This window comes from Bradyrhizobium sp. PSBB068 (genome assembly GCA_016839165.1).
Taxonomy (GTDB): domain Bacteria; phylum Pseudomonadota; class Alphaproteobacteria; order Rhizobiales; family Xanthobacteraceae; genus Bradyrhizobium.
This window is the reverse complement of record CP069300.1, coordinates 6,388,226-6,411,281: the sequence shown is the minus strand read 5'-3', so window position 1 is coordinate 6,411,281 and position 23,056 is coordinate 6,388,226. Positions and strand designations below refer to the sequence as shown.

Annotated in this window: 19 protein-coding genes, 1 tRNA gene and 1 pseudogene; 12 read left to right on the top strand and 9 right to left on the bottom strand. The window is 65.8% G+C overall.

The window, feature by feature from the left end; genetic code table 11:
• Nucleotides 1–71: 71 nt before the first annotated feature.
• Complete coding sequence (locus tag JQ507_29765; protein ID QRI69022.1) at nucleotides 72–443, bottom strand: AtpZ/AtpI family protein; 372 nt, start codon at nucleotides 441–443, stop codon at nucleotides 72–74.
• 276 nt (nucleotides 444–719) lie between these two features.
• Between JQ507_29765 and JQ507_29760 the strand changes: the two genes are divergently transcribed.
• The 3 genes from JQ507_29760 to JQ507_29750 all read left to right on the top strand — a co-directional run bounded on the left by JQ507_29760 (nucleotide 720) and on the right by JQ507_29750 (nucleotide 2,514).
• On the top strand, nucleotides 720–1,361 hold the full coding sequence (locus tag JQ507_29760; protein QRI69021.1) for a 2-hydroxychromene-2-carboxylate isomerase: 642 nt from the start codon (nucleotides 720–722) through the stop codon (nucleotides 1,359–1,361).
• A gap of 13 nt (nucleotides 1,362–1,374) precedes the next feature.
• On the top strand, nucleotides 1,375–1,884 hold the full coding sequence (locus tag JQ507_29755) for a hypothetical protein (protein ID QRI69020.1): 510 nt from the start codon (nucleotides 1,375–1,377) through the stop codon (nucleotides 1,882–1,884).
• A gap of 156 nt (nucleotides 1,885–2,040) precedes the next feature.
• Complete coding sequence (locus JQ507_29750; GenBank protein QRI69019.1) at nucleotides 2,041–2,514, top strand: YjbQ family protein; 474 nt, start codon at nucleotides 2,041–2,043, stop codon at nucleotides 2,512–2,514.
• An 80-nt stretch (nucleotides 2,515–2,594) separates the two neighbouring features.
• Here the strand turns inward: JQ507_29750 and JQ507_29745 are convergent, their stop codons facing one another.
• Entirely contained in the window at nucleotides 2,595–4,262 is a 1,668-nt protein-coding gene (locus tag JQ507_29745; protein QRI73575.1) for an MHS family MFS transporter, read from the bottom strand.
• A gap of 355 nt (nucleotides 4,263–4,617) precedes the next feature.
• Here JQ507_29745 and JQ507_29740 point away from each other — a divergent pair, with 355 nt between their 5' ends.
• Nucleotides 4,618–5,289 (top strand): response regulator transcription factor, encoded by a 672-nt coding sequence (locus JQ507_29740; protein QRI73574.1) that lies wholly within the window; start codon nucleotides 4,618–4,620, stop codon nucleotides 5,287–5,289.
• Between the two features lie 73 nt (nucleotides 5,290–5,362).
• Here JQ507_29740 and JQ507_29735 read toward each other — a convergent pair whose 3' ends face one another.
• The 7 genes from JQ507_29735 to JQ507_29705 all read right to left on the bottom strand — a co-directional run bounded on the left by JQ507_29735 (nucleotide 5,363) and on the right by JQ507_29705 (nucleotide 15,908).
• Nucleotides 5,363–8,872, bottom strand: a complete 3,510-nt coding sequence (locus JQ507_29735; protein QRI69018.1) for a hybrid sensor histidine kinase/response regulator — start codon at nucleotides 8,870–8,872, stop codon at nucleotides 5,363–5,365.
• A gap of 168 nt (nucleotides 8,873–9,040) precedes the next feature.
• Complete coding sequence (gene hemA / locus JQ507_29730) at nucleotides 9,041–10,270, bottom strand: 5-aminolevulinate synthase (protein ID QRI69017.1); 1,230 nt, start codon at nucleotides 10,268–10,270, stop codon at nucleotides 9,041–9,043.
• A gap of 180 nt (nucleotides 10,271–10,450) precedes the next feature.
• A complete protein-coding gene (locus JQ507_29725) occupies nucleotides 10,451–11,515 on the bottom strand; it encodes an MBL fold metallo-hydrolase (GenBank protein ID QRI69016.1) in 1,065 nt (354 codons plus the stop codon).
• A 131-nt stretch (nucleotides 11,516–11,646) separates the two neighbouring features.
• Nucleotides 11,647–13,791 carry a HAMP domain-containing protein gene (locus tag JQ507_29720; protein QRI69015.1) on the bottom strand — a complete coding sequence of 715 codons (2,145 nt, stop codon included), beginning with the start codon at nucleotides 13,789–13,791 and terminating at the stop codon, nucleotides 11,647–11,649.
• Nucleotides 13,792–14,023: 232 nt separating this feature from the next.
• Nucleotides 14,024–14,770 carry a porin family protein gene (locus JQ507_29715; protein ID QRI69014.1) on the bottom strand — a complete coding sequence of 249 codons (747 nt, stop codon included), beginning with the start codon at nucleotides 14,768–14,770 and terminating at the stop codon, nucleotides 14,024–14,026.
• Nucleotides 14,771–15,231: 461 nt separating this feature from the next.
• Nucleotides 15,232–15,552 (bottom strand): hypothetical protein, encoded by a 321-nt coding sequence (locus tag JQ507_29710; GenBank protein QRI69013.1) that lies wholly within the window; start codon nucleotides 15,550–15,552, stop codon nucleotides 15,232–15,234.
• Between the two features lie 281 nt (nucleotides 15,553–15,833).
• Nucleotides 15,834–15,908: transfer RNA gene (locus JQ507_29705), tRNA-Thr, on the bottom strand.
• A 318-nt stretch (nucleotides 15,909–16,226) separates the two neighbouring features.
• Here JQ507_29705 and JQ507_29700 point away from each other — a divergent pair.
• The 8 genes and pseudogenes from JQ507_29700 to JQ507_29665 all read left to right on the top strand — a co-directional run bounded on the left by JQ507_29700 (nucleotide 16,227) and on the right by JQ507_29665 (nucleotide 23,055).
• Entirely contained in the window at nucleotides 16,227–16,436 is a 210-nt protein-coding gene (locus tag JQ507_29700; protein ID QRI73573.1) for a hypothetical protein, read from the top strand.
• Between the two features lie 41 nt (nucleotides 16,437–16,477).
• Complete coding sequence (locus tag JQ507_29695; GenBank protein QRI69012.1) at nucleotides 16,478–18,178, top strand: FAD-dependent oxidoreductase; 1,701 nt, start codon at nucleotides 16,478–16,480, stop codon at nucleotides 18,176–18,178.
• Nucleotides 18,179–18,292: 114 nt separating this feature from the next.
• Entirely contained in the window at nucleotides 18,293–18,601 is a 309-nt protein-coding gene (locus JQ507_29690) for a UBP-type zinc finger domain-containing protein (protein QRI69011.1), read from the top strand.
• A 166-nt stretch (nucleotides 18,602–18,767) separates the two neighbouring features.
• Nucleotides 18,768–19,268 carry a hypothetical protein gene (locus JQ507_29685; protein ID QRI69010.1) on the top strand — a complete coding sequence of 167 codons (501 nt, stop codon included), beginning with the start codon at nucleotides 18,768–18,770 and terminating at the stop codon, nucleotides 19,266–19,268.
• 141 nt (nucleotides 19,269–19,409) lie between these two features.
• Nucleotides 19,410–20,235: pseudogene (locus JQ507_29680) on the top strand (alpha/beta hydrolase).
• Between the two features lie 483 nt (nucleotides 20,236–20,718).
• The gene (locus JQ507_29675) at nucleotides 20,719–21,147 is read left to right on the top strand and encodes a DUF2948 family protein (protein ID QRI69009.1); all 429 of its coding nucleotides are present in this window, start codon (nucleotides 20,719–20,721) and stop codon (nucleotides 21,145–21,147) included.
• Nucleotides 21,148–21,256: 109 nt separating this feature from the next.
• Entirely contained in the window at nucleotides 21,257–22,552 is a 1,296-nt protein-coding gene (hisD, locus tag JQ507_29670) for a histidinol dehydrogenase (protein ID QRI69008.1), read from the top strand.
• Nucleotides 22,549–23,055: a UPF0262 family protein gene (locus JQ507_29665; GenBank protein QRI69007.1), complete on the top strand. Its 507-nt coding sequence runs from the start codon at nucleotides 22,549–22,551 to the stop codon at nucleotides 23,053–23,055. The genes hisD and JQ507_29665 overlap by 4 nt, the downstream gene beginning before the upstream one ends.
• Nucleotide 23,056: the final 1 nt, after the last annotated feature.

Sequence of the window (23,056 nt, the reverse complement as noted above, 5' to 3'; positions counted from 1 at the left end):
CCGCGCGGCTCTTGGTCCACCGGCCATCCTGCCGGTTATCGAATTTCAAATGTCGTGACTTCCGCCGGCGCTCAACGCTTGCCTGAAGCCACGCCCGCGGACCTCACCACGTTGAACACGCCGGCGACGAAGCCGAGCAGCATGAACACGATGAAGCCGAATGGCGACGTCGACAGCCAATGGTCGACCCCCCAGCCAATCGCCGCTCCGACGGCAACGCCCGCGATCAGCTCCGAGGAAAGACGAAAACCGAGCGCCATCGCCGAAGCTCTGGCGGCACTGTCCCCGCTTTCAGTACCGGATTGATCAGTCTTGTTCCTGCGGCTGTCGCGAATTTCTGACAACCGATGATCGAGACTTCCGAGCCTTGCGGAAAGCGCAGCTTCGTCAGGAGGCGATTGATCGCGACTTCCACTTGCGCCGTCGTTGGTGTTCTCAGCCATGCTGCAAACACTAACCGATGCCGCGGATGATGGAAATTGCGCCCGTCCCCGTCAAAAGCCGCGCGGACCATACTTACCGCGTCTAATCAAGTCAAGATTGCGTCGTAACCGGTTATTGCTTTGATTCTGCTCGATTTATTTTGAGATATTCAAGGTCAGAGTGACGCAGTGTTCGCAGTGCAACAGCTTGCGTGACATTGAGCGATGTTGCGCGGCTTTCCCCGCTCTGCTGGGATCGCCGAAAGTCTTCATCCCCTCGTGCAGTCAAGGTTCCGCATGCCGCGCCAGATCGACTACTACTTCTCGCTGCAATCACCCTGGGCCTATATCGGCCACACGCCCTTCGTTCGGCTCGTAAGCACTTACGATCTCAAGGTAAATTACCGGCCCGTGCTGCTCGTCGATCTGTTCTCGGAGACCGGCGGGCTGCCGCTCGCCAAGCGCCATCCGGTGCGGCAGCGCTATCGGTTGATCGAGTTGCAGCGCTGGCGCGACAAGCGCGGGCTGAATTTTCACCTGCAGCCGGCCAACTGGCCGTTCAACGCACGCCTCGCCGATGGCGTCGTGATCGCAGTGCTCGAGGCGGGTCTCGATCCCGAGCCGTTCCTGCAACGCGCCTACCCCGCGGTCTGGGAGCTAGAGCTCAACCTTGCCGATCCCGCGACGCTGGTGAAGCTCGCCGACGATGCGGGTTTGCCGGGCCGGCAACTGGTGGAGCGCTCGGGTTCTGATGCGATCAGCGCGGCCTACGAGCAGAACCGCCAGAATGCGTTGGATGCCGGCGTGTTCGGCTCGCCCGGATATGTGCTCGACGGCGAGGTCTTCTGGGGGCAGGACCGGATCGAATTGCTCGACGACGCGTTGAAGTCAGGCCGCAAGCCCTATAGCTCTGTGGGTGAGGGGCAGGAATCAGACTGAGGCGGAGCAAGCCATGCCCATCGCGATGTCGTGCCCGAAATTGTCGATTGCAATTGTCGCCGTTCTGATCTCGAGCGGCGCGGCGATCGCGGAAACCGCGCCCGACACCGAGAATGGTCGCTATGCATTGTCGCCGGCCGGCGACGGCTTCCTGCGGCTCGACACCCGCAGCGGTGCGGTGTCGACCTGCACCAACTCCAGCGCCGGCTGGGCCTGCTACATAGTGCCGGACGAGCGCGCGGCGCTCGATGCCGAGATCGGGCGCCTGCAGGCCGACAATGACAAACTGAAAGGCGAACTCGCCGCGCGCGCACCGTCGGCGAAGACTGACGAGGCGTTGCCGAAATCGGATTCGTTGAAGAAGCCGGATGCGAAGACCGCCGAGGGCGAGCGCAAGATCGAGATTCCGCTGCCGAGCGACCGCGACATGGATCGCATGATGTCGTTCGTCGAGCGGGCCTGGCGGCGGCTGATCGAGATGGCGAACCGCGTCCAGCGTGACGTCAACGGCGGCAAGATTTGAGGCGGCTCTGTCCGCTGCGTCGTCCCGGCGAAGGCCGGGACCCATAACCACCGCTCGGAGTTGGGTGGACAAGCTGGCAACTCCAAATCTTCGTGACCGAGGGGCCGCGGAGTATGGGTCCCGGCCTTCGCCGGGACGACATAGTGAAAGTTACTGATGACCTCACCAAGAACAATGTCCCGCTCAGCGCCATCCTCCGTCGCGGCAACCAGCATCGCCTCCTCGCGCTTGACGGTGGAAACGCCGGGCGCCGGCTTCACCGACGTCACGCGCGAGGTCGCAAAGTTCCTGCGTGAGGTGCGCGCCGGCGAGGGCGCGGTGACGCTGTTCATCCGTCACACCTCGGCTTCGCTGACGATCCAGGAGAATGCCGATCCGACCGTGTTGGCCGACCTGATGACGGCGCTCGACCGCGCAGCGCCGGAACACGGCGGCTGGCGTCACGACACCGAAGGTTCCGATGACATGCCGGCGCATATCAAGACCATGCTGACGGCGACCTCGCTGCAGGTCCCGGTGCTCGACGGCGAGATGGCGCTTGGCACCTGGCAGGGCATCTATCTGATCGAGCATCGCGCTAAGGCGCATCGGCGCGAGGTCGTGCTGCAATTCATCGGCGCCGTGCGCTGAAGCGCCCGAATGGCCAAACAAAACGACATCGGCCGCGGATCGCTCCGCGGCCGATGCATTTTGAGTGAGCCGTCGACCGGTCAGGTCTTGGTGATGTCGACGTCCTTGGTTTCCGGAATGAACAGCGCGCCGACCACGACGGTGATTGCCGCGAAGATGACTGGATACCAGAGACCGGAGTAGATATCGCCGGTCGAGGCGGTGATCGCGAACGCGGTCGCCGGGAGCAGGCCGCCGAACCAGCCGTTGCCGATATGATAGGGCAGCGACATCGAGGTGTAGCGGATGCGGGTCGGGAACAGTTCGACCAGCATGGCGGCGATCGGGCCGTAGACCATGGTGACGTAGAGCACCAGGATGAACAGCAGTCCGATGACCGCAGCCACCTGCGGACGGAAGACGTCGAACGGGTTCGACATCTTGACGATGCCGGCATCACCCGGCTTCGGATAGCCCGCCGCCAGCACCGCCGCCGTGATCGCGGGGTTCGACGTCTTGGCGTCCGTGTACGGCACGTCCTTGTCGTTGACCGTGACCTTCACCGGCGAGCCGGCCGGGCCCGGTACCGTCGCGTATTTCACCGACGACTGGGCAAGGAAGGCGCGGGCGGTGTCGCAAGGCGCGGTGAAGACGCGGGTACCGACCGGGTTGAACAGATCGCCGCAGCCGGCGGGATCCGCCACCACCTGCACCTTGACCGTCTCGTAGGCCTTCTCCAGCGCCGGGTTGGCGTTGGTCGTGATCATCTTGAAGATCGGGAACAGAGTGAGTGCGCCGATCAGGCAGCCCGCCAGGATGATCGGCTTGCGGCCGATGCGGTCCGACAGCGCGCCGAACACCAGGAAGAAGCCGGTGCCGAGCAGCAGCGCCCAGGCGATCAGGAGGTTGGCGGTGTAGCCGTCGACCTTGAGGATCGATTGCAGGAAGAACAGCGCGTAGAACTGCCCCGTGTACCAGATCACCGCCTGGCCCATGGTCAGGCCGAGCAGGGCGAGGATCACGATCTTGGCGTTGCTCCAGGTCCCGAAGGCTTCGGTCAGCGGCGCCTTGGAGGTCTTGCCTTCCTCCTTCATGCGCTGGAACACCGGCGATTCATTCAGCCGCAGCCGGATCCAGACCGAGATGCCGAGCAGCAGCACCGACACCAGGAACGGAACGCGCCAGCCGCCCCAATAGGCGCCCGGTGCGCCGGCGAAGCCGGGCTCGCCGGTCGCGGTGCGGGTGAACAGGATCACCAATAGCGACAGGAACAGGCCGAGTGTTGCCGTGGTCTGGATGAAGGAGGTGTAGTAGCCGCGCTTGCCCGGAGGCGCATGCTCGGCAACGTAGGTCGCCGCGCCACCATACTCGCCGCCGAGCGCGAGACCCTGGAGCAGGCGCAACGCAATCAGGATGATCGGTGCTGCGATGCCGATCTGGGCCGCCCCGGGCAACAAGCCGACGATGAAGGTCGACAGGCCCATGATCAGGATGGTGACGAGGAAGGTGTATTTGCGGCCGACGATGTCGCCGATGCGGCCGAACACGATGGCGCCGAACGGGCGCACCAGGAAGCCTGCCGCAAAGGCCAGCAGCGCGAAGATGTCACGCGTGGCCTGGTCGAACATCGGCTTGCCGTCGGCGCCGGCGATCGTGAAGAACTGCGTGCCGATGATGCCGGCCAGCGAGCCGTAGAGATAGAAGTCGTACCACTCGAACACGGTGCCGAGCGACGACGCGAGGATGACGAAACGCTCATCCTTGGTCATGCCGGCGGGCCGCGCCGAGGTTGCAGTCATTGTGGACATCTGGATAGCTCCCCCCGAATTATTGCTGATGCTCGCCCCCGGCTGGCGGGTTAGGCCCGAATGAGCCTAAGGCTTGATTTGAGGGTAACATCGCAGTGAAACCCGCCCCAATAAGACTTTTGGCTTTTGCACGCTTGAACTTATCTTTGGGGGCGAGTGCTGGATGGAACGTCCCCGCGTGCGTCTATTGCGGCGCACAAGCTAGGCGGGTTAACTGCGTTGGCATCTGGCATTTTCGAGCGCTTGCGTGATACTGCCGCGCGGGCGACAACCGAACGGCGCGGGGCTGCCAAAGCCCGCTTGTGGGACTGAGATGATTGCTGCTGCCAATACTCACCTTGTCATCGCCGACGACCATCCGCTGTTCCGCGATGCGTTGCGCCAGGCGGTGTCGAGCGTCGTGAGTTCGGCCACGATCAGCGAGGCCGGATCGTTCGAGGACCTGACCGGACTGCTGGAACGGGACTCCGAGGTCGACCTGATCCTGCTCGACCTGTCGATGCCGGGGATCAGCGGCTTTTCCGGGCTGATCTATCTGCGGGCGCAATATCCGGCGATCCCGGTGGTCATCGTGTCCGCCAGCGACGATGCCGGAACCATCCGCCGCTCGCTCGACTTCGGCGCCTCGGGGTTCATCCCCAAGCGGTTCGGCGTCGAGACGCTGCGCGATGCCATCATGAAGGTAATGGAAGGCGATGTCTGGGTTCCGCCGGACACCGACCTGTCGGCCGCCGGCGATCCCGACATGACCCGGCTGCGCGACCGCCTGGTGACACTCACCCCGCAGCAGGTGCGGGTGCTGATGATGCTGTCCGAGGGGCTGCTGAACAAGCAGATCGCCTATGAGCTCGGCGTCTCCGAAGCGACCATCAAGGCCCATGTCTCGGCCATCCTCCAGAAACTCGGCGTCGAAAGCCGGACCCAGGCTGTGATCGCCGCCGCCAAGATCGCCGGTGGCCAGTGGCGCCAGGGCACGCCGTCGACGTAGCATCCAACCACCGCCGTCATTCCGGGCTCGCGCCTTTGGCGCGCCCCGGAATGACGGTGAATGTGTTGAGCAGCTACTCCGCCGCCACCATCTGCTGCGTCCGCCACTGCCCGAGCAAGGCGCGCAGCGACGCCGGTTTGACCGGCTTGTTCAGCACCGCGATGTTTTCCTCGCGCGCGGCGGCGCGCACGGCGGGGCTGCGGTCGGCGGTGATCAGGATCGCCGGAATGTTGTCGCCGAAGCGGCGGCGGATCTCGCGGATCGCGGCGACGCCGTTGCCGCGGTCGAGGTGGTAGTCGACCAGCACGCCGGTGACGCGGCCGCCAGCGGCCTCGATCGCGCTGATCGCGCCGTCGGCGTCGAGCACCGCGATCACCTCGGCATCCCACGCCGTCAGCAGCGTCTTCATGCCGTCGAGAATGGCGGGATCGTTCTCGATGCAGACGATCAATGAGCCGCTCATCGGCGTCTTCGACAGTGGCGTGGCGCTGGTGACGGCCGCGGTGTGGTTGACGGCGGTCGCGACCGGGACCGTCACCGAGAACGCCGAGCCGCCGCTGACATTGGCGGAGATCGCGATGCGGTGGTTGAGCACCCGCGCCAGCCGCTCGACGATCGATAGTCCCAGGCCGAGGCCGCGGGCGATCCGGGCGCCCTGCTCGAGGCGGTGGAATTCCTTGAAGATCTCGCCGCGCTTCTGCACGGGGATGCCGACGCCGGTGTCGAAGATGCTGATCTCGAGCGCGTCGCCGCGGCGGCGGCAGCCGATCAGCACGCGGCCGCGCGGGGTGTATTTGATGGCGTTGGAGATGAAGTTCTGCAGCAGCCGGCGCAGCAGCGAGCGGTCGGATTCGACCGGCAGCGAGCAGGCCACGAAGCGCAGATCGAGGCCCTTGTCGCGGGCGATCGGCATGAACTCGATCTCCAGCGAGCGCATCAGGTCGGCCATCCGGAAGCTGGTGATCGCCGGTGTCATGGCGCCGGCATCGAGCCTCGAAATATCGAGCAGCGCGCCGAGGATGTCCTCGATCGCTTCGAGCGAGTCGTCGATATTCTCGACCAGCCGCGAATCCTCGCCGCCGTTCTGGCGCTCGACCAGGCTCGTGACATAGAGCCGCGCCGCGTTGAGCGGCTGCAGGATGTCGTGGCTGGCGGCAGCCAGGAAGCGCGTCTTGGAGGCGTTGGCGTCCTCCGCGATTCCCTTGGCGAGCGCGAGCTCCGAGTTCAGCCGGGTCAATTCCTCGGTGCGGTCGCGCACCCGCTTTTCCAGCGTCGCGTTGGCGCGCTCCAGCGCCTCCGCGGCCTCGAAGCTCGGGGTGACGTCGGAGAAGGTGATGACGAGTCCGCCGCCCGGCATCCGGTTGGCGCGGACCTCGATCACGAGGTGGCGGTCGGCGAAGCGTTCCAGATAGGGCTCGCCCTCGGTGGTGTAGGCACGCAGCCGCAATTGCAGCAGGTTGTTGCCGTCACCGGCCGGCGGCGGATTGATCGCGCCCATGAATTCGAGGATCTCGCGCAAGGGAATGCCGAGCTGCACCAGATGCGGCGGCAAAGCGAGCAGTTCGGAGAACTGGCGGTTGGAGCAGATCAGCTGCAGATCGGCGTCGAACACCGCGATGCCCTGGCGCACGTGATTGAGCGCGGTCTGCAGGATCTCGCGGTTGAAATGCAGCGCGGCGTGGGAGTCGTCGAGCAGCTTCAGCGCGGCCTTGGCCGACACCGTGCGCCGCTGCAGCAGCAGCGACATCACGAGGCGCGAGGACGCCGCCCCGATCGAGGAGGCGATCAGCCGCTCGGCGTGCTGCAGCAACTCGAAATCGGCCGGCGCTGCGGTTTGCAGCACGATGTTGCGGTCGGCGGCGAATGCGGCGAAGGCCTCGCGGGTGCGGTCGGGGCCGAGATATTGCGTCACCGTGCTCTGGATGTCCTGCACCGTCACCGTGGTGCGCCAGCGCCGGAAGCTCGGCGCGATCGGAGCCAGCGCGTTGGGCACGAACAGGTCGGCCTGCAACAGCTCGATCGCGGACGGCGCGCGCGCCAGCGAGAACACGACGTAGGTCAGGATGTTGAGGGCAAGGCTCCACAGCACGCCGTGCAGCAGTGGCGGCAGATCGGCGCTGAACAGCGCCTGCGGCCGCAGCGCCTCGATCCCGAACGGCCCGTGTTGCAGCAGCATCAACCCGGCAGTCGAGTTCTCCAGGAAGCTCGGGATGAACAGCGTGTAGAGCCACACCGCGAAGCCGACCAGCATGCCCGCCATGGCGCCGCGCGCGGTGGCCCTGCGCCAGAACAGGCCGCCGAAGAAGGCCGGCGCGAGCTGGGTGATCGCGGCAAAGGACAACAGGCCGATCGCGACCAGCTGGGTGTTGCCGAGCGCGCGATAGTAGAAATACGCCATCACCATGATGGCGAAGATCGAGAAGCGGCGCGCCTTCAGCAGGAAATCGCCGAAATCCTTCTGGCCGATGCGGGCGTCGTCGCTGCGCGGCAGCACCAGCGGCAGCACGATGTCGTTGGAGACCATGATCGACAGCGCGACGCATTCGACGATCACCATCGCGGTCGCCGCCGACAGCCCGCCGACGAACACCGCAAGGCTCAGCAATTGCGCATTGCCCTCGATCGGCAGCGCCAGCACGAACATGTCGGCATCGACGGCGCCGAACGGGAAGATGACGAGGCCGGCGATCGCGATCGGGATCACGAACACGTTGATGGCGACGAGGTAGAGCGGGAACAGCCAGCGCGCCCTCGTGACTTCCGCGGCGGTCGAATTCTCGACCACGCTGACATGGAACTGGCGCGGCAGCAGCATCACCGCGCAGAACGACAGCAGCGTCATGATCAGGAAGTTGCCGATCGACGGTACATATTCGATCGCGCGCACCGCCTCCGGCGTCTTCAGCGCGCGCTCGTAGAGCTCGACCGGGGAGAACATCCAGAAGGTGACGAAGGCGCCGGCGGCGATGAAGGCGACCAGCTTGACGATGGATTCGGCGGCGATCGCCAGGATCAGCCCGTGCTGGTGCTCGGTCGCGTTGGTGTGGCGGGTGCCGAACAGCACCGCGAACACCGCCATCGCCAGCGTCACCATCAGCGCGATGTCGCCGAGCACGGGGATCTTCGAAAATGCCTGGTCCTCGCTCAGGATGGTCTCCAGCGACGAGGCCATCGCCTTGAGCTGCAGCGCGATATAGGGCACCGAGCCGATGATCGCGATCAGCGCCACGGTGGCGGCGACCTTCTGGCTCTTGCCGTAGCGCGCGGCGATGAAATCGGCGATCGAGGTGATGTTCTGCGACTTGGCGAGCGCGATGACGCGGCGCAGCAGCGGCGTGCACAATCCGATCATCACGATCGGGCCGACATAGATCGCCAGGAAGTCGATGCTGGTGCGGGTGGCGAAGCCGACCGAGCCGAAGAAGGTCCAGGAGGTGCAGTAGATCGCCAGCGACAGCGGATAGATCCACTGGCTGGCGCGGCCGCGCGCGCCCGCCGACATCCGGTCGCCGCGGCTGGCAATGAAGAACAACAATCCGATGTAGGCGAACGCCGTGGCGATGACGCCCCAGTCGTGCAGCATCGCTGCCTATCTCCTGTCCCGGCCTCTAGGGCATGATCCGGAAAGGTGTGAAGCGGCTTTCCGAAAAGATCATGCTCAAACAAAGCGGCCGGGTGTCAGGATTATAACGCATTGGGCCGGCCGCGCGATGCACGGCCGGCCCAAATTCGGGACCCGTAACGGATAGGGTTACTCGGCGGCCAGCGACTTCTGGTGCAGCGGCAGGCCGAGCCGGTCCCAGACCTGGAGCAGGGCCTCGGCCAGCGCATCGACCAGCCCGTCGTCATGGTAGGGCGAGGGCGTGATGCGCAGCCGCTCGGTGCCCTTGGCGACCGTCGGATAGTTGATCGGCTGGATGTAGATGCCGTGGTCCTCGAGCAGCATGTCCGAGGCCCGCTTGCATTTCTCGGGGTCGCCGACGAACAGCGGCACGATATGGGTGTCGCTCGACATGACAGGCAGGCCGGCGGCGGTCAGGATCGCCTTGGTGCGCGCGGCGCGGTCCTGGTGGCGCTCGCGCTCCCAGTTCGAGGTCTTGAGGTGGCGGATCGCGGCCGTCGCGGCCGAGCAGATCGCCGGCGGCAGCGCGGTCGTGAAGATGAAGCCCGGCGCGTAGGAACGCACGGCATCGATGACCTCGGCCTTGCCGGCGATGTAGCCGCCGAGGCAGCCGAACGCCTTGGCGAGCGTGCCCTCGACGATATCGACCCGGTGCATCACGCCGTCGCGCTCGGCAATGCCGCCGCCGCGCGGGCCGTACATGCCGACCGCATGCACCTCGTCGACATAGGTCATGGCGCCGTATCTCTCGGCGAGATCGCAGATCCTGCCGAGCGGCGCGACGTCGCCGTCCATCGAATACAGGCTCTCGCAGACGATCAGCTTCGGCCGGTCGGGACCGGCGGCGATCAGCAGCTCTTCGAGATGGGCTGTGTCGTTGTGGCGGAAGATCTGGCGCTCGCAGCCGGCCTGGCGCACGCCTTCGATCATCGAATTGTGGTTCAGCGCGTCCGACAGGATCAGGCAGTTCGGGATCAGCTTGGCGAGCGTCGAGATGCCGGTCTGGTTCGAGACATAGCCCGAGGTGAACAGCAGCGAGGCTTGCTTGCCGTGCAGGTCGGCGAGCTCGGCCTCGAGCGCGACCAGCGGATGGTGGGTGCCCGCGATGTTGCGGGTGCCGCCGGCGCCGGTGCCGACCCGGGTCGCGGTCTCGACCATGGCGCCGACCACCTTGGGGTGCTGGCCCATGCCGAGATAGTCGTTGGAGCACCAGATCACGACGTTGCGGCTGCCCTTCGGCGAATGCCAGGTCGCGTGCGGGAAGCGTCCCGCGATCCGCTCGAGGTCGGCGAACACCCGGTAGCGCCGCTCGTCATGCAGGCGGTTGAGGGCGGAATTGAAGAACTGGCTGTAATCCATCGGCGAACCCAGAAAGCGGAACCTGACCGGAATGACTGCTTCTTCTTAGAGCTTTTCCAGCTCTAATGTCCATGCATTGGCCCACATCTGGGCATGCGTCGCAGTTGGGCAAATTGCCCTATCTGGCTCTATTTGGTTTGATTTTGCTCAAATCGCACGGCAGGCGCCCCTGCCGCCGATTCAGGTCGTCTTAAAGCGCAGCATGCCGTCGTCGTGCATCTGGGCGGTCAGGCGGCCCTCGACCAGCATGTAATTGACATGGGCGACCAGTTCGCCGGCGGCAAATCCCATCTGGTGCTCGTCCAGCACGTGCTTGTGGAACACCACCGGCACCAGCTGCTTGGAGGTCTGGGGCACCTCGCGGCAGGCCTCGGCGATCAGCCGGCAGCGCTCCTCATGGTGATCGGCGAGCTGCTTGATCCGGGTCTTCAGCCCGTAGAACGGCACGCCATGGCCGGGCAGCACCAGCACGTCGTAGGGCAGAGTGGTGGTCAGGCTCGCCAGCGAGGCCAGATATTCGCCGAGCGAGTTCTGCTCGGGTTCGACCGCCCAGACGCTGACATTGGGCGAGATCTTGCTCAGCACCTGGTCGGCGGAGAGGAACAGCTTGTCGGCCGCGCAATACAGCATCACCTGGTCGAGCGCGTGGCCGCCGCCGGTGATCACCTTGAAGCGCCGTGTGCCGATCACGACCTCGTCGCCATGGGTGAGGCGGTGATAGGACGGCGGCAGCACCGACACCCGCTTCAGGTAATCCTGGCCGCGGCCGAGCAGCTTCTCGGTCAGATCCTCGTCCATGCCGTGACGGCGGAAGAACAGCCGCTGCGCGTTGCGCCGTTCCTCGGTGCCGCGGTTCTGGTGATAGACCGATTGCAGATATTCCACCTGCGACATGAACAGCGGGCAGTCGAAGCGCTCGGTGATCCAGCCGGCGAGACCGACATGATCGGGATGCGAATGTGTCACGATCAACCTTGTGACCTTGACGTGCTTCAGCGGTCCCTCGAACAGCGTGGTCCACGCCGCGATCGATTCCTCGTTGCCGAAGCCGGCATCCACCATGGTCCAGCCGTCGCCGTCGGCGAGCAGATAGATGTTCACATGGTTAAGGCGGAACGGCAGCTTCAGCCGCGCCCACAATACGCCTGGAGCCACCTCCACGACCTGGTCGTGGCCGGGATGATTCTCCCAGGGGTATCGCAATGCCTCCGCCGAGGAGGGCAGGCTGTCGGTCTTCTTGTCCATGGTACCGGCTTAGCGGGACCCGGGCCGCCGCGCCAGCCGAAAATCAGATGGCCGTCCGGAGAATGGGGTCCGCAATTCCCGGGAATTCCGCAGCCCGGATCAAGCCGGGCTGCGGATCGCACGCAGCCCTGCTAGGCGGCGCGAATATTCGACAGGAAACCGTCGATCTCCGAGCGCAGCACGTCGGCCTCGCGGCGCAGCGCGTCGGAGGCGTTCAGCACCTCGCCGGCGGCGGCGCCGGCCTCGGCCGAGGCGGTCGAGACGCCGACGATGTTGCTCGACACCTCGCTGGTGCCGCCGGCGGCGTGCTGGATGTTGCGGGCGATCTCGCGGGTCGCCGCGCCCTGCTCCTCGACGGCGGCGGCGATCGCGGTGGTGACGTCGTTGATCTCGCCGATCGTGCTCGAGATGTTGCGGATCGCGGAGACCGCCGTGGTGGTGACCTCCTGCATGCTGACGATCTGCTGGCGGATCTCCTCGGTCGCCTTCGCGGTCTGGCTCGCGAGGTTCTTCACCTCGGAGGCGACCACGGCAAAGCCGCGGCCGGCTTCGCCGGCGCGCGCCGCCTCGATGGTGGCGTTGAGCGCCAGCAGATTGGTCTGCGAGGCGATGGTCTGGATCAGGTCGACCACGACGCTGATCCGCGCCGCGTTGTCGGCAAGGCCCTGCATGGTGGCGTCGGTGGCGCTGGCTTCCTCCACCGCCTTGCGGGCGATCTCCGCCGAGGTGACGACCTGGCGGCCGATCTCCTGGATCGAGGACGACAGCTCCTCGGTGCCGGCCGACACGGTCTGCACGTTGACCGAGGTCTCCTCGGCGGCCGAGGCAACCGCGTTGACCAGGGCGCTCGACTGGTCGGCGGTCGCCGACATGCTCTGCGCGGTGGACTGCATCGAGTTCGCCGCGGTCTGCAGGCTTTCGAGCGCGTCGCGGACCGTCGATTCGAACGTCGTGATCTGCGTCTCCATGCGCGAGGCGCGCTCCGCCTTGGCGGTGCGGTCCTTGTTCTGGTTTTCGGTGAGCTCGCGGCTCTCGATCATGCTCTCGCGGAACACCTGCAGCGCGTCGGCCATCACGGCGATCTCGTCGCGCTGGCGACTCTGCGGGATCTCGGTATCGAGGTCGCCGTCGGACAACAGCTGCATCGAGCGCTGCAGGCCGCGGATGCGGCGCAGGATGTTGCGCCCGACATAGAGCCAGACGAACAGGAACGAGCCGACCAGGGTCAGCGCGCCGAGGCCGATCATGACCGTGGTCGCGAGCGAGATCTGCTGCCGCGCCTGGAAGGTCGAGGCGTCGGTGTCCTTCTGCACGGCGTCGACCAGCTGCTGGACGCTGATGCCGAGCCCGACATTGAGCTTGCGGGTCTCTTCCAGGATGGTCTGACCGTAATCGATCGAGTCGAGCTCCTTCTGGCGCACCTTGAACACGCCGGTCTTGCCTTCGCCGAGCACGAGAAGCTTCGCGGCGGTGTCGCGCACGGCGACGATCGCCGGATTGTTCGGCAGATCGTCGAGGTTGGACTTGATGCGTTCGCGGCCCTTCTTGAACTCCGCCTCGATCGCATCGAGCGTCTCGCTGGAATTGGCCGACAGCGCTGCGGTCATGTCGGCGGCCATCAGATTGCCGGCCGCGAGCACGTTGCTGATCTGGCCGACGGTGCGGGCCGCTTCGGTCGCGTCATCCGCCGACACTTCGGCCGAGCCGAGGATGGCGTTGAGCCGGGTCTGCGCATCGAGCATCGCGGGACCGGCGGCGGAGACGAAGGCGTCTTGTGCCTTGCGCAGCGCGTTGTACTGCTTGTCGCGCAGCGCGCCGACCTCGAGCCGCTCGCGCGCCGCAGAGATCAGGCTCTTGGTCGCCTCGTCGGTGTTCTTGACGTTCTCCTGCAGCGCGCTGACGACGGATTTGTCGGCGCCGAGCTCGATGATCTCGCCGAGCTTGGCATTGGTCTGCTGCGCGACCTCCTGCACCTTCCTGGTGCGCTCGTTGAGCGCATCGTCGCTCTGCACCGCGAGCAGGCCGGGCCCCTGGGCGGCGAGCGAGGCACTCTGCGCGGACAGCTGCAGGCTTGCGGCGAGCCGCGGAATGTCGCGGCCTGAGAGATCGCTCATGGTGCCGCCGAGCCGATGCAGCACGATGCCGGCGCCTGCGCTGATCACCAGCGCCATGCCTGCGATCACGGCGAATGCCGCGAACAGGCTGCCCCTGACGCCCATCTGCGGCAGGCGGATGCGCTTGAGATTTGGTTTGCCGAGCTTGAACCGAAACGCCATTGCCCCGTGTCCCCCTGGCCAACTACAAGTGGCCACTACTCTTGGATGTTTCCCCGGCGCGGGAGTATCGGTGCGGTGGGTTAACAAAATCGGGAAAATCGCGGCAATCCGCAGGATTTTTCGGGGCTTGCCGCGCTGCCATGGTTCGCCATGCGGAATCGATGCGCGCGATCGGACGCAAAAAGGCCGGCTTGCGCCGGCCTTTTCTACTGTTGGTTGTGGCGCGTAATTCTCAGTAACGGCCGTAGGCCGGACCGCCGAGGCTGCCGAGGTTGAAGCGGTAGTTGAGGCCCGCCTTCACGGTGTGCTCGTCATTGTGGAAGCTGCCGTACTGCGCCAGCGCGCCCGGCGCGGTGAAGCGGCTGTCGCCGAAATCGTAGTACTGGTACTCGACCTTGGCCGACCAGTTCGGCGCGAACATGTATTCGGCGCCGCCGCCGATGGTCCAGCCGTTGCTGTGGTTGTCGGTGAGCGCGAAGCCGACCGGCGCGCCGCCGAGCCTCACCGATTCGTTGTTGTCGGAATAGGCGTAGCCGCCCTTCACATAGATCAGGCCCGGGCCCCAGGTGTAGCCGACGCGGCCGGTGATCGAGGCGATGCCGCGCTGGTTGTTGTTGTAGGTGTAGCCGCCCGGGAAGATCGCGTTGAGCTGGTGGCCGCCAAGCCAGGAATACTGGCCTTCGAGACCGATCACCCACATCGGCGACAGCTGCCAGTCGTAGCCGGCCTGCACGCCGCCCATGAAGCGGGCGTCGGAATTGGACAGCGCGAGGCCGTTGAACGAGTTGTTGCCCGAGAACGCGCCGCCGAGATGGCCGCCGAGATAGAAGCCGGTCCAGTTGTAGAGCGGAGCGGCGTAAACAGGCGCGGGCGCCTTCTGGTAATAGCCGCGGGAGCCGAGGTCGGCAGCCTGGGCGGTCGCGCCAAAGGCAGCGAGGGCAGCAGCCGTGGCTGCGGTTGCGAGCAGGAAGGTCTTCATGGGGCAGTCTCCGGACAAGTCATGAGGCGCAGCGTGAATGGCGCCATCCACGGCGAGGGGTTAGACCGCATTTGAATAAAATGCTGTCACCGAAAGACGACTTGGAGCGTTAAGTCGCACCTGATGCGATGAAACGTTTTGTTGTGCCTAACGAACGCTTAAAGCGGGATGACCGAAGGCTTAACGCGGCGTGCGCGGCTTGGCTCTCCCGTTAACCAAGCCGCCGCCTGCCGATCGAGACGCCGGCTAAGGCCTGATGAGATCGGGTTGAGCTGGAACGGCGTCGAAAGTTCACCTCTCCCTTGGGAGAGGTCGATTTGCGCAGCAAATCGGGTGAGGGGTTGCGGTCTATCGAGAGAGCAAGAGCCCTCACCCGGATTGCTGCGCAATCCGACCTCTCACCGCCGGGGAGAGGTGAAGCAAGACCGTGCGAAGCTCATTCAACCAAAACTTATCCCGCTTTAGTCGAGCCGCTTGCGCACGTCGTCGCGCATCTGCTCGCGGAACGCTTCGCGGCGCGCTGCGCGCTCCTTGACCGGTACGTCGTGGCGATTGAACACGTCGAACTCCTCCAGGATCGGATAGTGCTCGCTCGCCATCGCCAGCACGCGCAGCAGGCCCGCGACCTTCGGGGTCGGGCCGGTGACTTCCCATTTGCGGAGCTTTTCGGCGCCGTCGGCCGTCGGCAACCCGCACAGCTTCGCCATATCCGCCGCCGTCAGCTTGCGGCCGAGCGCCTCGCCGAGATGTTCGCGCAATTTTCTGAGTTCTGGGCCGGTCACTCTTGGGTCCGCTCCGCGACTTGGATGTGTGAAGTGAGTCACATGACGTGCTCGAGCTGCGGTCTATACGCCGCATATGCGACTTTCAAAGGAAACCATCATGCACGGCATCATCGAGAGCCTGAGCCCGGAACACGCACAGATCGATTGGAAATGGGTCGGCAGTGTGTTCGTGTTCTACGTCGTGCTGGTGATCGGCGGGGTGGGCCTGCTGCTCGCGCATTGATTCGGCTGACGCGGCCGGGCGCGTGCTCATCGCGGCGATCGTTGTGCGAAGATCCTGGTGCTGCCAGACAGGATTGAACTGTCGACCTCTCCATTACCAATGGAGTGCTCTACCACTGAGCTACGGCAGCATGCCCGGGAAAAATTGAATCGGCCCCAAGGGCCCGTCCAAGCGGGCGGTTCTTGCCACAGGCATCCCCTTGGCGCAAGCGAAACAGCGCTCCTCTTGCCGGGCAAATCGGCAGAAATGACGTTCCGCGGCGGTGATTGCGTCCAATCCGGCCGAATTTGGCTCGATTGGGTTCCAGATCGTGCCGGAAGGCGTCCGATCCACTGGCCACCGAATCATGCCGTCGCGCGCAACTGGCCGACCGGGCAGGGTGCGCCGGCGGCGGTCATTGTCTATGCTCGGCGCGGCGCAAGGCGTCGGCGGTTCGAGAGTTTTCCAGATGACGGGCGATCAGGACAGAGGCGGCGGGCAGGCTGGTGCCCGCGTGAAGGATTCACGACAGGATCGGCTCAAGCTGGCGCTGCGCGAGAACCTGAAGCGGCGGAAATCCCAGGCGCGCGGTCGCGAGGATGTGGCTTCCGAACCGGCTGACGGCTCGCTAGATCACGGCGCGCCGGATCACGCCGGCGGAAACGAGCCGGGCCGCTAACCCGGCTCGGATGTGTGTGCAAAGAGAAGCGGGGCGCCGACATGACTGCAATCGATGAGACGACGATCAATCGCCTGAGCGCAACCGCCGCCGCCTTCCCGCGCCATGAACAGACCTTTCCGACCTTGACGGCGCATGAGATCGAGCGGATGCGCCGCTTCGGCGAGCCGCGGTCATACAAGGACGGCGAGGCGTTGTTCGAGACCGGCACGCCGGGGCCCGGCATGTTCGTGGTGCTGTCGGGCAGCGTCGCGATCACCCAGCGCGACGGCCTCGGCCGTGTCACGCCGGTCATCGACCAGGGGCCGGGCCAGTTCCTCGCCGAGATCGGCCAGCTCTCCGGCCGCGCGGCGCTGGTCGACGGCCATGCCGACGGTGCGGTCGAGACATTGCTGCTGCCGCCGGACCGGCTGCGCGCGCTGCTGGTCGCCGAAGCCGACCTCGGCGAGCGCATCATGCGGGCGCTGATCCTGCGCCGCGTCAGCCTGATCCAGGGCGGCGCCGGCGGGCCGGTGCTGATCGGCTCGGCGTCGGCCGGCAACATGGCGCCGCTGCAGAATTTCCTGGCGCGCAACGGCCAGCCGCATCACGTGCTCGATCCCGAGGCCGACACCGATGCCGCCGACCTCGTCGCGCGCTATTCGCCGACGCGTGCCGAGTTGCCGCTGGTGGTCTGCCCCAACGGCACGGTGCTGCGCAATCCATCAGAGACCGCGCTGGCGATGGCGCTCGGCATGATCGGCAACAGTGCACAAGACAGGCTCTACGATGTCGCGGTGGTCGGCAGCGGCCCGGCCGGGCTCTCCACCGCGGTTTATGCCGCCTCCGAGGGCCTGTCGGTCGCGGTGTTCGATTCCCGCGCTTTCGGCGGCCAGGCCGGCGCCAGCATGCGGATCGAGAACTATCTGGGATTCCCGACCGGCATCACCGGCCAGGCGCTGGCCGGACGCGCCTTCAATCAGGCGCAGAAATTCGGCGCCGAGATGCTGATCCCGGTCTCGATCAAATCGCTCGACTGCTCGAAAGCGTCGGGCGCGTTCACGCTCGCCACCGGATGCGGGCACACGCTGCGCGCCAAATCGGTGGTGGTCGCAAGCGGCGCGCGCTATCGGCGGCCGGCGATCGACAATCTCGAGCACTATGAAGGCCGCGGCGTCTGGTACTGGGCCTCGCCGATCGAGGCGCGGCTGTGCGCCAACCAGGACGTCGTGCTGGTCGGCGGCGGCAACTCCGCAGGCCAGGCGGCGGTGTATCTGTCCGCGCATGCCCGCAGGGTCAACATGATGATCCGCGGCGGCGGGCTCGGCGCCAGCATGTCGCGCTATCTGATCGAGCGTATCGAGGCGACGCCGAACATCGAACTGATGTTCAACACCGAGGTGATCGGCCTCGACGGCGCGGAGACGCTGGAGCGCGTCCGCTGGCGCAGCCGGCTCGCACCCGACGAGTTCACGATGGATATCCGCAATCTCTTTTTGTTCGTCGGCGCCGATCCGGCCACCGGCTGGCTCGAGGGCTGCGGCGTGCAGGTCGACCGCGGCGGCTTCGTCAAGACCGGCGTACAGAACGGCGAGGGCGCGCCCGCCGTGCCGCTGCTCCAGACCACGGTGCCCGGCGTGTTCGCGGTCGGCGACGTCCGCTCCGGATCGGTCAAGCGCGTCGGCGGCGCGATCGGCGAGGGCGCACAGGTGGTCGCCGCGCTGCACGGCTATCTCGCCGATGCCGGCAGTCCGACGTTGTAGTGGAAAGCCATGCTGCACCATCCCCGTCATCCCCGCGCCTTTGCGCGGGGATGACGGTTCAAAGAGGTGCGGATAAAGATAGATCCGCGACCGTTCAGAACGAGAGGCCCGCAAATGCCAAAAGGCTGCACCCATATCGCCGGCATCCAGGACGTCACGCCGAGTGCGCGCGGCTGCGAGGAGTGCCTGAAGAGCGGCAGCCGCTGGCTGCATCTGCGGATCTGCCGGACCTGCGGCCATGTCGGCTGCTGCGACGACTCGCCGAACCGGCATGCAACGGCGCATTTCCACGCCACCGGCCATCCGGTGATCGAGGGCTACGATCCGCCGGAAGGCTGGGGCTGGTGCTATGTCGACGAGGTGCTGTTCGACCTGTCGAAGCGCAAGACGCCGCAGGATGGGCCGATCCCGCGCTTCTATTGATTCAAGTTCTCACAGGATGCCGCGGCGCGCGACGCCGACACCAAGGTTTTGCAACGGTCGGCGTCAGCGATTTTCTTGAGTGTCGGGCGTCCTGCCATCGAACGATGTAGCAATTTTCAAAGACGCATCGTAACGTCGTGCGGGTCTCAACGGGGGAGTGTGCTACATGACGACGTTGGTGCTTGTGCACGTCATTATCAGCCTGATCGCGATCGTCGCCGGTGTGATCGTGATGTTCGGCCTGCTCGGCTCGCGCCCGATGCCCGGACTGACCGCGATCTTCCTCATCTTCACGATCCTGACCAGCGCCACCGGCTTCGTGATCCCGCCACTGATTACCGAAAAGGTGCTGCCGTCCCAGATCATCGGCGGCCTCTCGCTGGTGCTGCTGGCGATCGCCTGCATCGCGCTCTATGCGATGCAGCTGAAGGGCGCATGGCGCCCGATCTATGTCGTGACCGCGATGGTCTCGCTTTATCTCAACGTCTTCGTGTTGGTCATCCAGAGCTTCCTCAAGATCCCCGCGTTGCAGGCGCTGGCGCCGGCGGTGCCGCCGAACCCGCCGTCCGGGCCGGTGTTCGGGGCGGTGCAGGGCATCGTGCTGGTGTTCTTCGCCGTGATGATCATCGGCGCCTGGCGCCGCTTCAGGCCGGTCAATTTCGCCTGATCCGGGGCGGGTGACATCAATTCGGAGCGACGCACGGCGTAGAAGGCGAAGGGCGGTGGCATGTCGGCGACACGCCGTCGCTCGGGGTCCGCTCATGTTTGGCGTGCCGGACCAACACATCGGCAACAGGAGGAGCGTTCAATGCCCACCATCACCACCAAAGACGGCGTCGAGATCTTCTACAAGGATTGGGGTTCGGGTCAGCCGATCGTGTTCAGCCATGGCTGGCCGCTGTCCTCGGACGATTGGGACGCGCAGATGCTGTTCTTCCTCAACCATGGCTTCCGCGTCATCGCCCATGACCGCCGCGGCCACGGCCGTTCCGCCCAGGTCGCCGACGGCCACGACATGGACCATTACGCCGACGACCTTGCGGCCGTCACCGCGCATCTCGACCTCAGGAATGCCGTCCATGTCGGCCATTCCACCGGCGGCGGCGAAGTCGTGCACTACATCGCGCGCCACGGCGAGAGCCGGGTCGCGAAGGCCGCGATCCTGAGCGCGGTGCCGCCGCTGATGGTGCAGACGGCCGCCAATCCCGGCGGCCTGCCGAAATCGGTGTTCGACGGCTTGCAGGCGCAGCTTGCGGCCAACCGTTCGCAATTCTACCGCGATCTCCCGGCCGGCCCGTTCTATGGCTACAACCGGCCCGGCGCAAAACCGTCCGAAGCCGTGATCCAGAACTGGTGGCGGCAGGGCATGATGGGCGGCGCCAAGGCGCATTACGACGGCATCGTCGCGTTCTCGCAGACCGACTTCACCGAGGACCTGAAGAAGATCAACGTGCCGGTGCTGGTGATGCATGGCGACGACGACCAGATCGTGCCCTACGCCGATTCCGGCCCGCTCTCGGCCAAGCTTTTGAAGAACGGCACGCTTGAAGACCTACAAGGGCTTTCCGCATGGCATGCCGACGACGGAAGCGGAGACCATCAACGCGGATCTGCTGGCGTTCATCACGGGGTGAGGCCAGCGCAAACACCATCGCAGGTCGGTGCGACTAGGTGAGGGAGCCACCAGCGGTAGGGTTCCCTCCCCCCTTGCGGGGGAGGGTTAGGGAGAGGGGTGGCCACACGGGTGCTCTCTCGAAATGCGCCTCTGATCATGCAGCCGAGATTGCGGGACCAACTGCGCCGTCGCTCATCTCGCCCGGGGCCACCCCTCTCCCCAACCCTCCCCCGACGCAAGTCGGGCCTGCCCGACTTGCGCAAACTTGCGATGCGCAACCGCGGTATACCCCGGTTGCGTGGGGGAGGGAGCCTGACGAGCGTGCTCACCTGACGAAGAGTGCCAATGCGCGTACGTTCGGTCGGGGCATGCCACGCCGCTTCCAGCCCCTTTGCATGGGGTTATTTTCGATATTTTGCTCGTGCGCTTGCCGGTTCCCTCGAGCGGGATTTCCTTGCGGCCACTGGTACCTCCGAGGCCGCGAGGCGTTATAGTCACCGTCATGTCCCCACCCGCGCCGCTGAAACTGATCGCCCTCGACGCCGATGACCTCGCGGTGATCTCCGCCCATCTGCAGGACGCCCGCGTCCAGCCTGCCGACATCGTCTGGCGCCAGGACGAGAAACGCCTCGTGGTCGGCCTGAACCGGCTCGATTGGGAGCAGACCCTGTCCGGCGGCACCTGCTCGCGCCGGCTGATCGCCGCACTCAGGTTCGACCGGGTGCTGGCATGCAAGTCGCGCAACATCGACCTGGAGACCCCGGAGGCGACCCTGGAACTGCTCGGGATCGAATTCCATGCCTCCGACCCGCCTGGCGGCAGCGCGCTGCTGATGTTCGGTCAGGGCGCGGCGCTGCGGCTCGATGTCGAATGCCTGGAGTGCGAATTGACCGATCTGGGGCCAGACGACCTCGGGGTGGGGCCTGGGTAACTCTCGGCCGTCGTCCCGGCTTTCGCCTGGACGACGGGAGCCAAGGGTTGACGGCCATTATCCGTCGCGCCATTGAGCAGGGACCCGAATTCCTCCTAAGAAAGCCGCCATGCCCGTTCGCCTGGACCGACAGAGCGCCGATTTTGAGCAGCGTTTCCGCGATTTCCTGGCGGCCAAGCGCGAGGTATCGGCCGACGTCGAGCGCGCCACCCGCGCCATCGTCGACGATGTGGCCGCCCGCGGCGATGCCGCGCTGCTCGAGGCGACCAGGAAGTTCGACCGGCTCGATATCACCGCCGCCGGTCTGCGCATCACGCCGGCCGAGATCGATGCCGCAGTCGCGGCCTGCGATCCCAAGACCGTCGAGGCGCTGAGCTTCGCGCGCGACCGGATCGAGACGTTCCATCGCCGCCAGCTGCCGAAGGACGAGCGCTTCACCGATGCCGCCGGCGTCGAGCTCGGCTGGCGCTGGAGCGCGGTCGATGCGGTCGGGCTCTATGTGCCCGGCGGCACCGCGGCCTATCCGTCCTCGGTGCTGATGAATGCGGTGCCGGCCAGGGTCGCCGGCGTGCCGCGGGTGGTGATGGTGGTGCCGGCGCCGGACGGCAAGCTCAACCCGCTGGTGCTGGCGGCCGCCCATCTCGGCGGCGTTTCGGAGATTTACCGCGTCGGCGGCGCCCAGGCGGTGGCCGCCCTGGCCTATGGCACCGCGTCGATCGCGCCGGTGGCCAAGATCGTCGGCCCCGGCAACGCCTATGTCGCCGCCGCCAAGCGGCTGGTGTTCGGCAAGGTCGGCATCGACATGATCGCCGGCCCTTCCGAGGTGCTGGTCATCGCCGACGATACCGGCAATGCCGACTGGATCGCGGCCGATCTGTTGGCGCAGGCCGAGCACGACGTCAGCGCACAGTCGATCCTGGTCACCGACAGTGCGCGGCTCGCCGCCGATGTCGAGCGCGCGGTCGAGGCGCAGCTGGCGACGCTGCCGCGTGCGGCGATTGCGCGCGCCTCGTGGGAGGATTTCGGCGCCGTGATCAAGGTGGCGAAGCTCGACGACGCGGTCGAGCTTGCGAACGCGATCGCGGCGGAGCATCTGGAGATCATGACCGCGGACGCCGAGGGCCTGTCGAAAAAGGTCCGCAATGCCGGCGCGATCTTCCTCGGGGCCCATACCCCGGAGGCGATCGGCGACTATGTCGGCGGCTCCAACCATGTGCTGCCGACGGCGCGCTCGGCGCGGTTCTCCTCGGGCCTCGGGGTGCTTGACTTCATGAAGCGAACCTCGATCCTGCGGTGCGGGCCGGATCAGCTTCGTGCGCTCGGGCCTGCCGCGATGACGCTCGGCCAGGCCGAGGGTCTCGATGCCCATTCACGTTCCGTCGGATTGCGCCTCAACCTCTCATGACCAAGCCACCAGACGACGAGGATTCCAACAATCGCATCGTCGCGGTGACGCTCGACGAGGAATCGATCGGCCGTTCCGGGCCCGATATCGAGCATGAGCGGGCGATCGCGATCTACGACCTGGTCGAGCAGAATTTGTTCGCGCCCGAGGGCGTCGCCGGGCCGGGTCCGTATACCCTGCATATCGCGATCACCGGCAACCGGCTGATGTTCGATATCAGGAAGGAGGACGGCTCGCCTGTCGTGGCGCATCTGTTGTCGCTGACGCCGTTCCGCCGTGTCGTGAAGGACTACTTCATGATCTGCGACAGCTACTATCAGGCGATCCGGACCGCGACACCGGACAAGATCGAGGCGATCGACATGGGCCGCCGCGGCATCCATGACGAGGGCTCGCGCACGCTGCAGGAGCGGCTCAAGGGCAAGGTGCGCGTCGATTTCGAGACCGCCCGGCGGCTGTTCACGCTGATCACTGTGCTGCACTGGAAGGGTGAGGGCGCATGAT

Coding starts and splice junctions, on each gene's coding strand:
- JQ507_29765 (QRI69022.1), bottom strand. CDS start 443: ATGGCTGAGAACACCAACGACGGCGCAAGTGGAAGTCGCGATCAATCG.
- JQ507_29760 (QRI69021.1), top strand. CDS start 720: ATGCCGCGCCAGATCGACTACTACTTCTCGCTGCAATCACCCTGGGCC.
- JQ507_29755 (QRI69020.1), top strand. CDS start 1,375: ATGCCCATCGCGATGTCGTGCCCGAAATTGTCGATTGCAATTGTCGCC.
- JQ507_29750 (QRI69019.1), top strand. CDS start 2,041: ATGACCTCACCAAGAACAATGTCCCGCTCAGCGCCATCCTCCGTCGCG.
- JQ507_29745 (QRI73575.1), bottom strand. CDS start 4,262: ATGACCAAGGATGAGCGTTTCGTCATCCTCGCGTCGTCGCTCGGCACC.
- JQ507_29735 (QRI69018.1), bottom strand. CDS start 8,872: ATGCTGCACGACTGGGGCGTCATCGCCACGGCGTTCGCCTACATCGGA.
- hemA (QRI69017.1), bottom strand. CDS start 10,270: ATGGATTACAGCCAGTTCTTCAATTCCGCCCTCAACCGCCTGCATGAC.
- JQ507_29725 (QRI69016.1), bottom strand. CDS start 11,515: ATGGACAAGAAGACCGACAGCCTGCCCTCCTCGGCGGAGGCATTGCGA.
- JQ507_29720 (QRI69015.1), bottom strand. CDS start 13,791: ATGGCGTTTCGGTTCAAGCTCGGCAAACCAAATCTCAAGCGCATCCGC.
- JQ507_29715 (QRI69014.1), bottom strand. CDS start 14,770: ATGAAGACCTTCCTGCTCGCAACCGCAGCCACGGCTGCTGCCCTCGCT.
- JQ507_29700 (QRI73573.1), top strand. CDS start 16,227: ATGACGGGCGATCAGGACAGAGGCGGCGGGCAGGCTGGTGCCCGCGTG.
- JQ507_29695 (QRI69012.1), top strand. CDS start 16,478: ATGACTGCAATCGATGAGACGACGATCAATCGCCTGAGCGCAACCGCC.
- JQ507_29690 (QRI69011.1), top strand. CDS start 18,293: ATGCCAAAAGGCTGCACCCATATCGCCGGCATCCAGGACGTCACGCCG.
- JQ507_29685 (QRI69010.1), top strand. CDS start 18,768: ATGACGACGTTGGTGCTTGTGCACGTCATTATCAGCCTGATCGCGATC.
- JQ507_29675 (QRI69009.1), top strand. CDS start 20,719: ATGTCCCCACCCGCGCCGCTGAAACTGATCGCCCTCGACGCCGATGAC.
- hisD (QRI69008.1), top strand. CDS start 21,257: ATGCCCGTTCGCCTGGACCGACAGAGCGCCGATTTTGAGCAGCGTTTC.
- JQ507_29665 (QRI69007.1), top strand. CDS start 22,549: ATGACCAAGCCACCAGACGACGAGGATTCCAACAATCGCATCGTCGCG.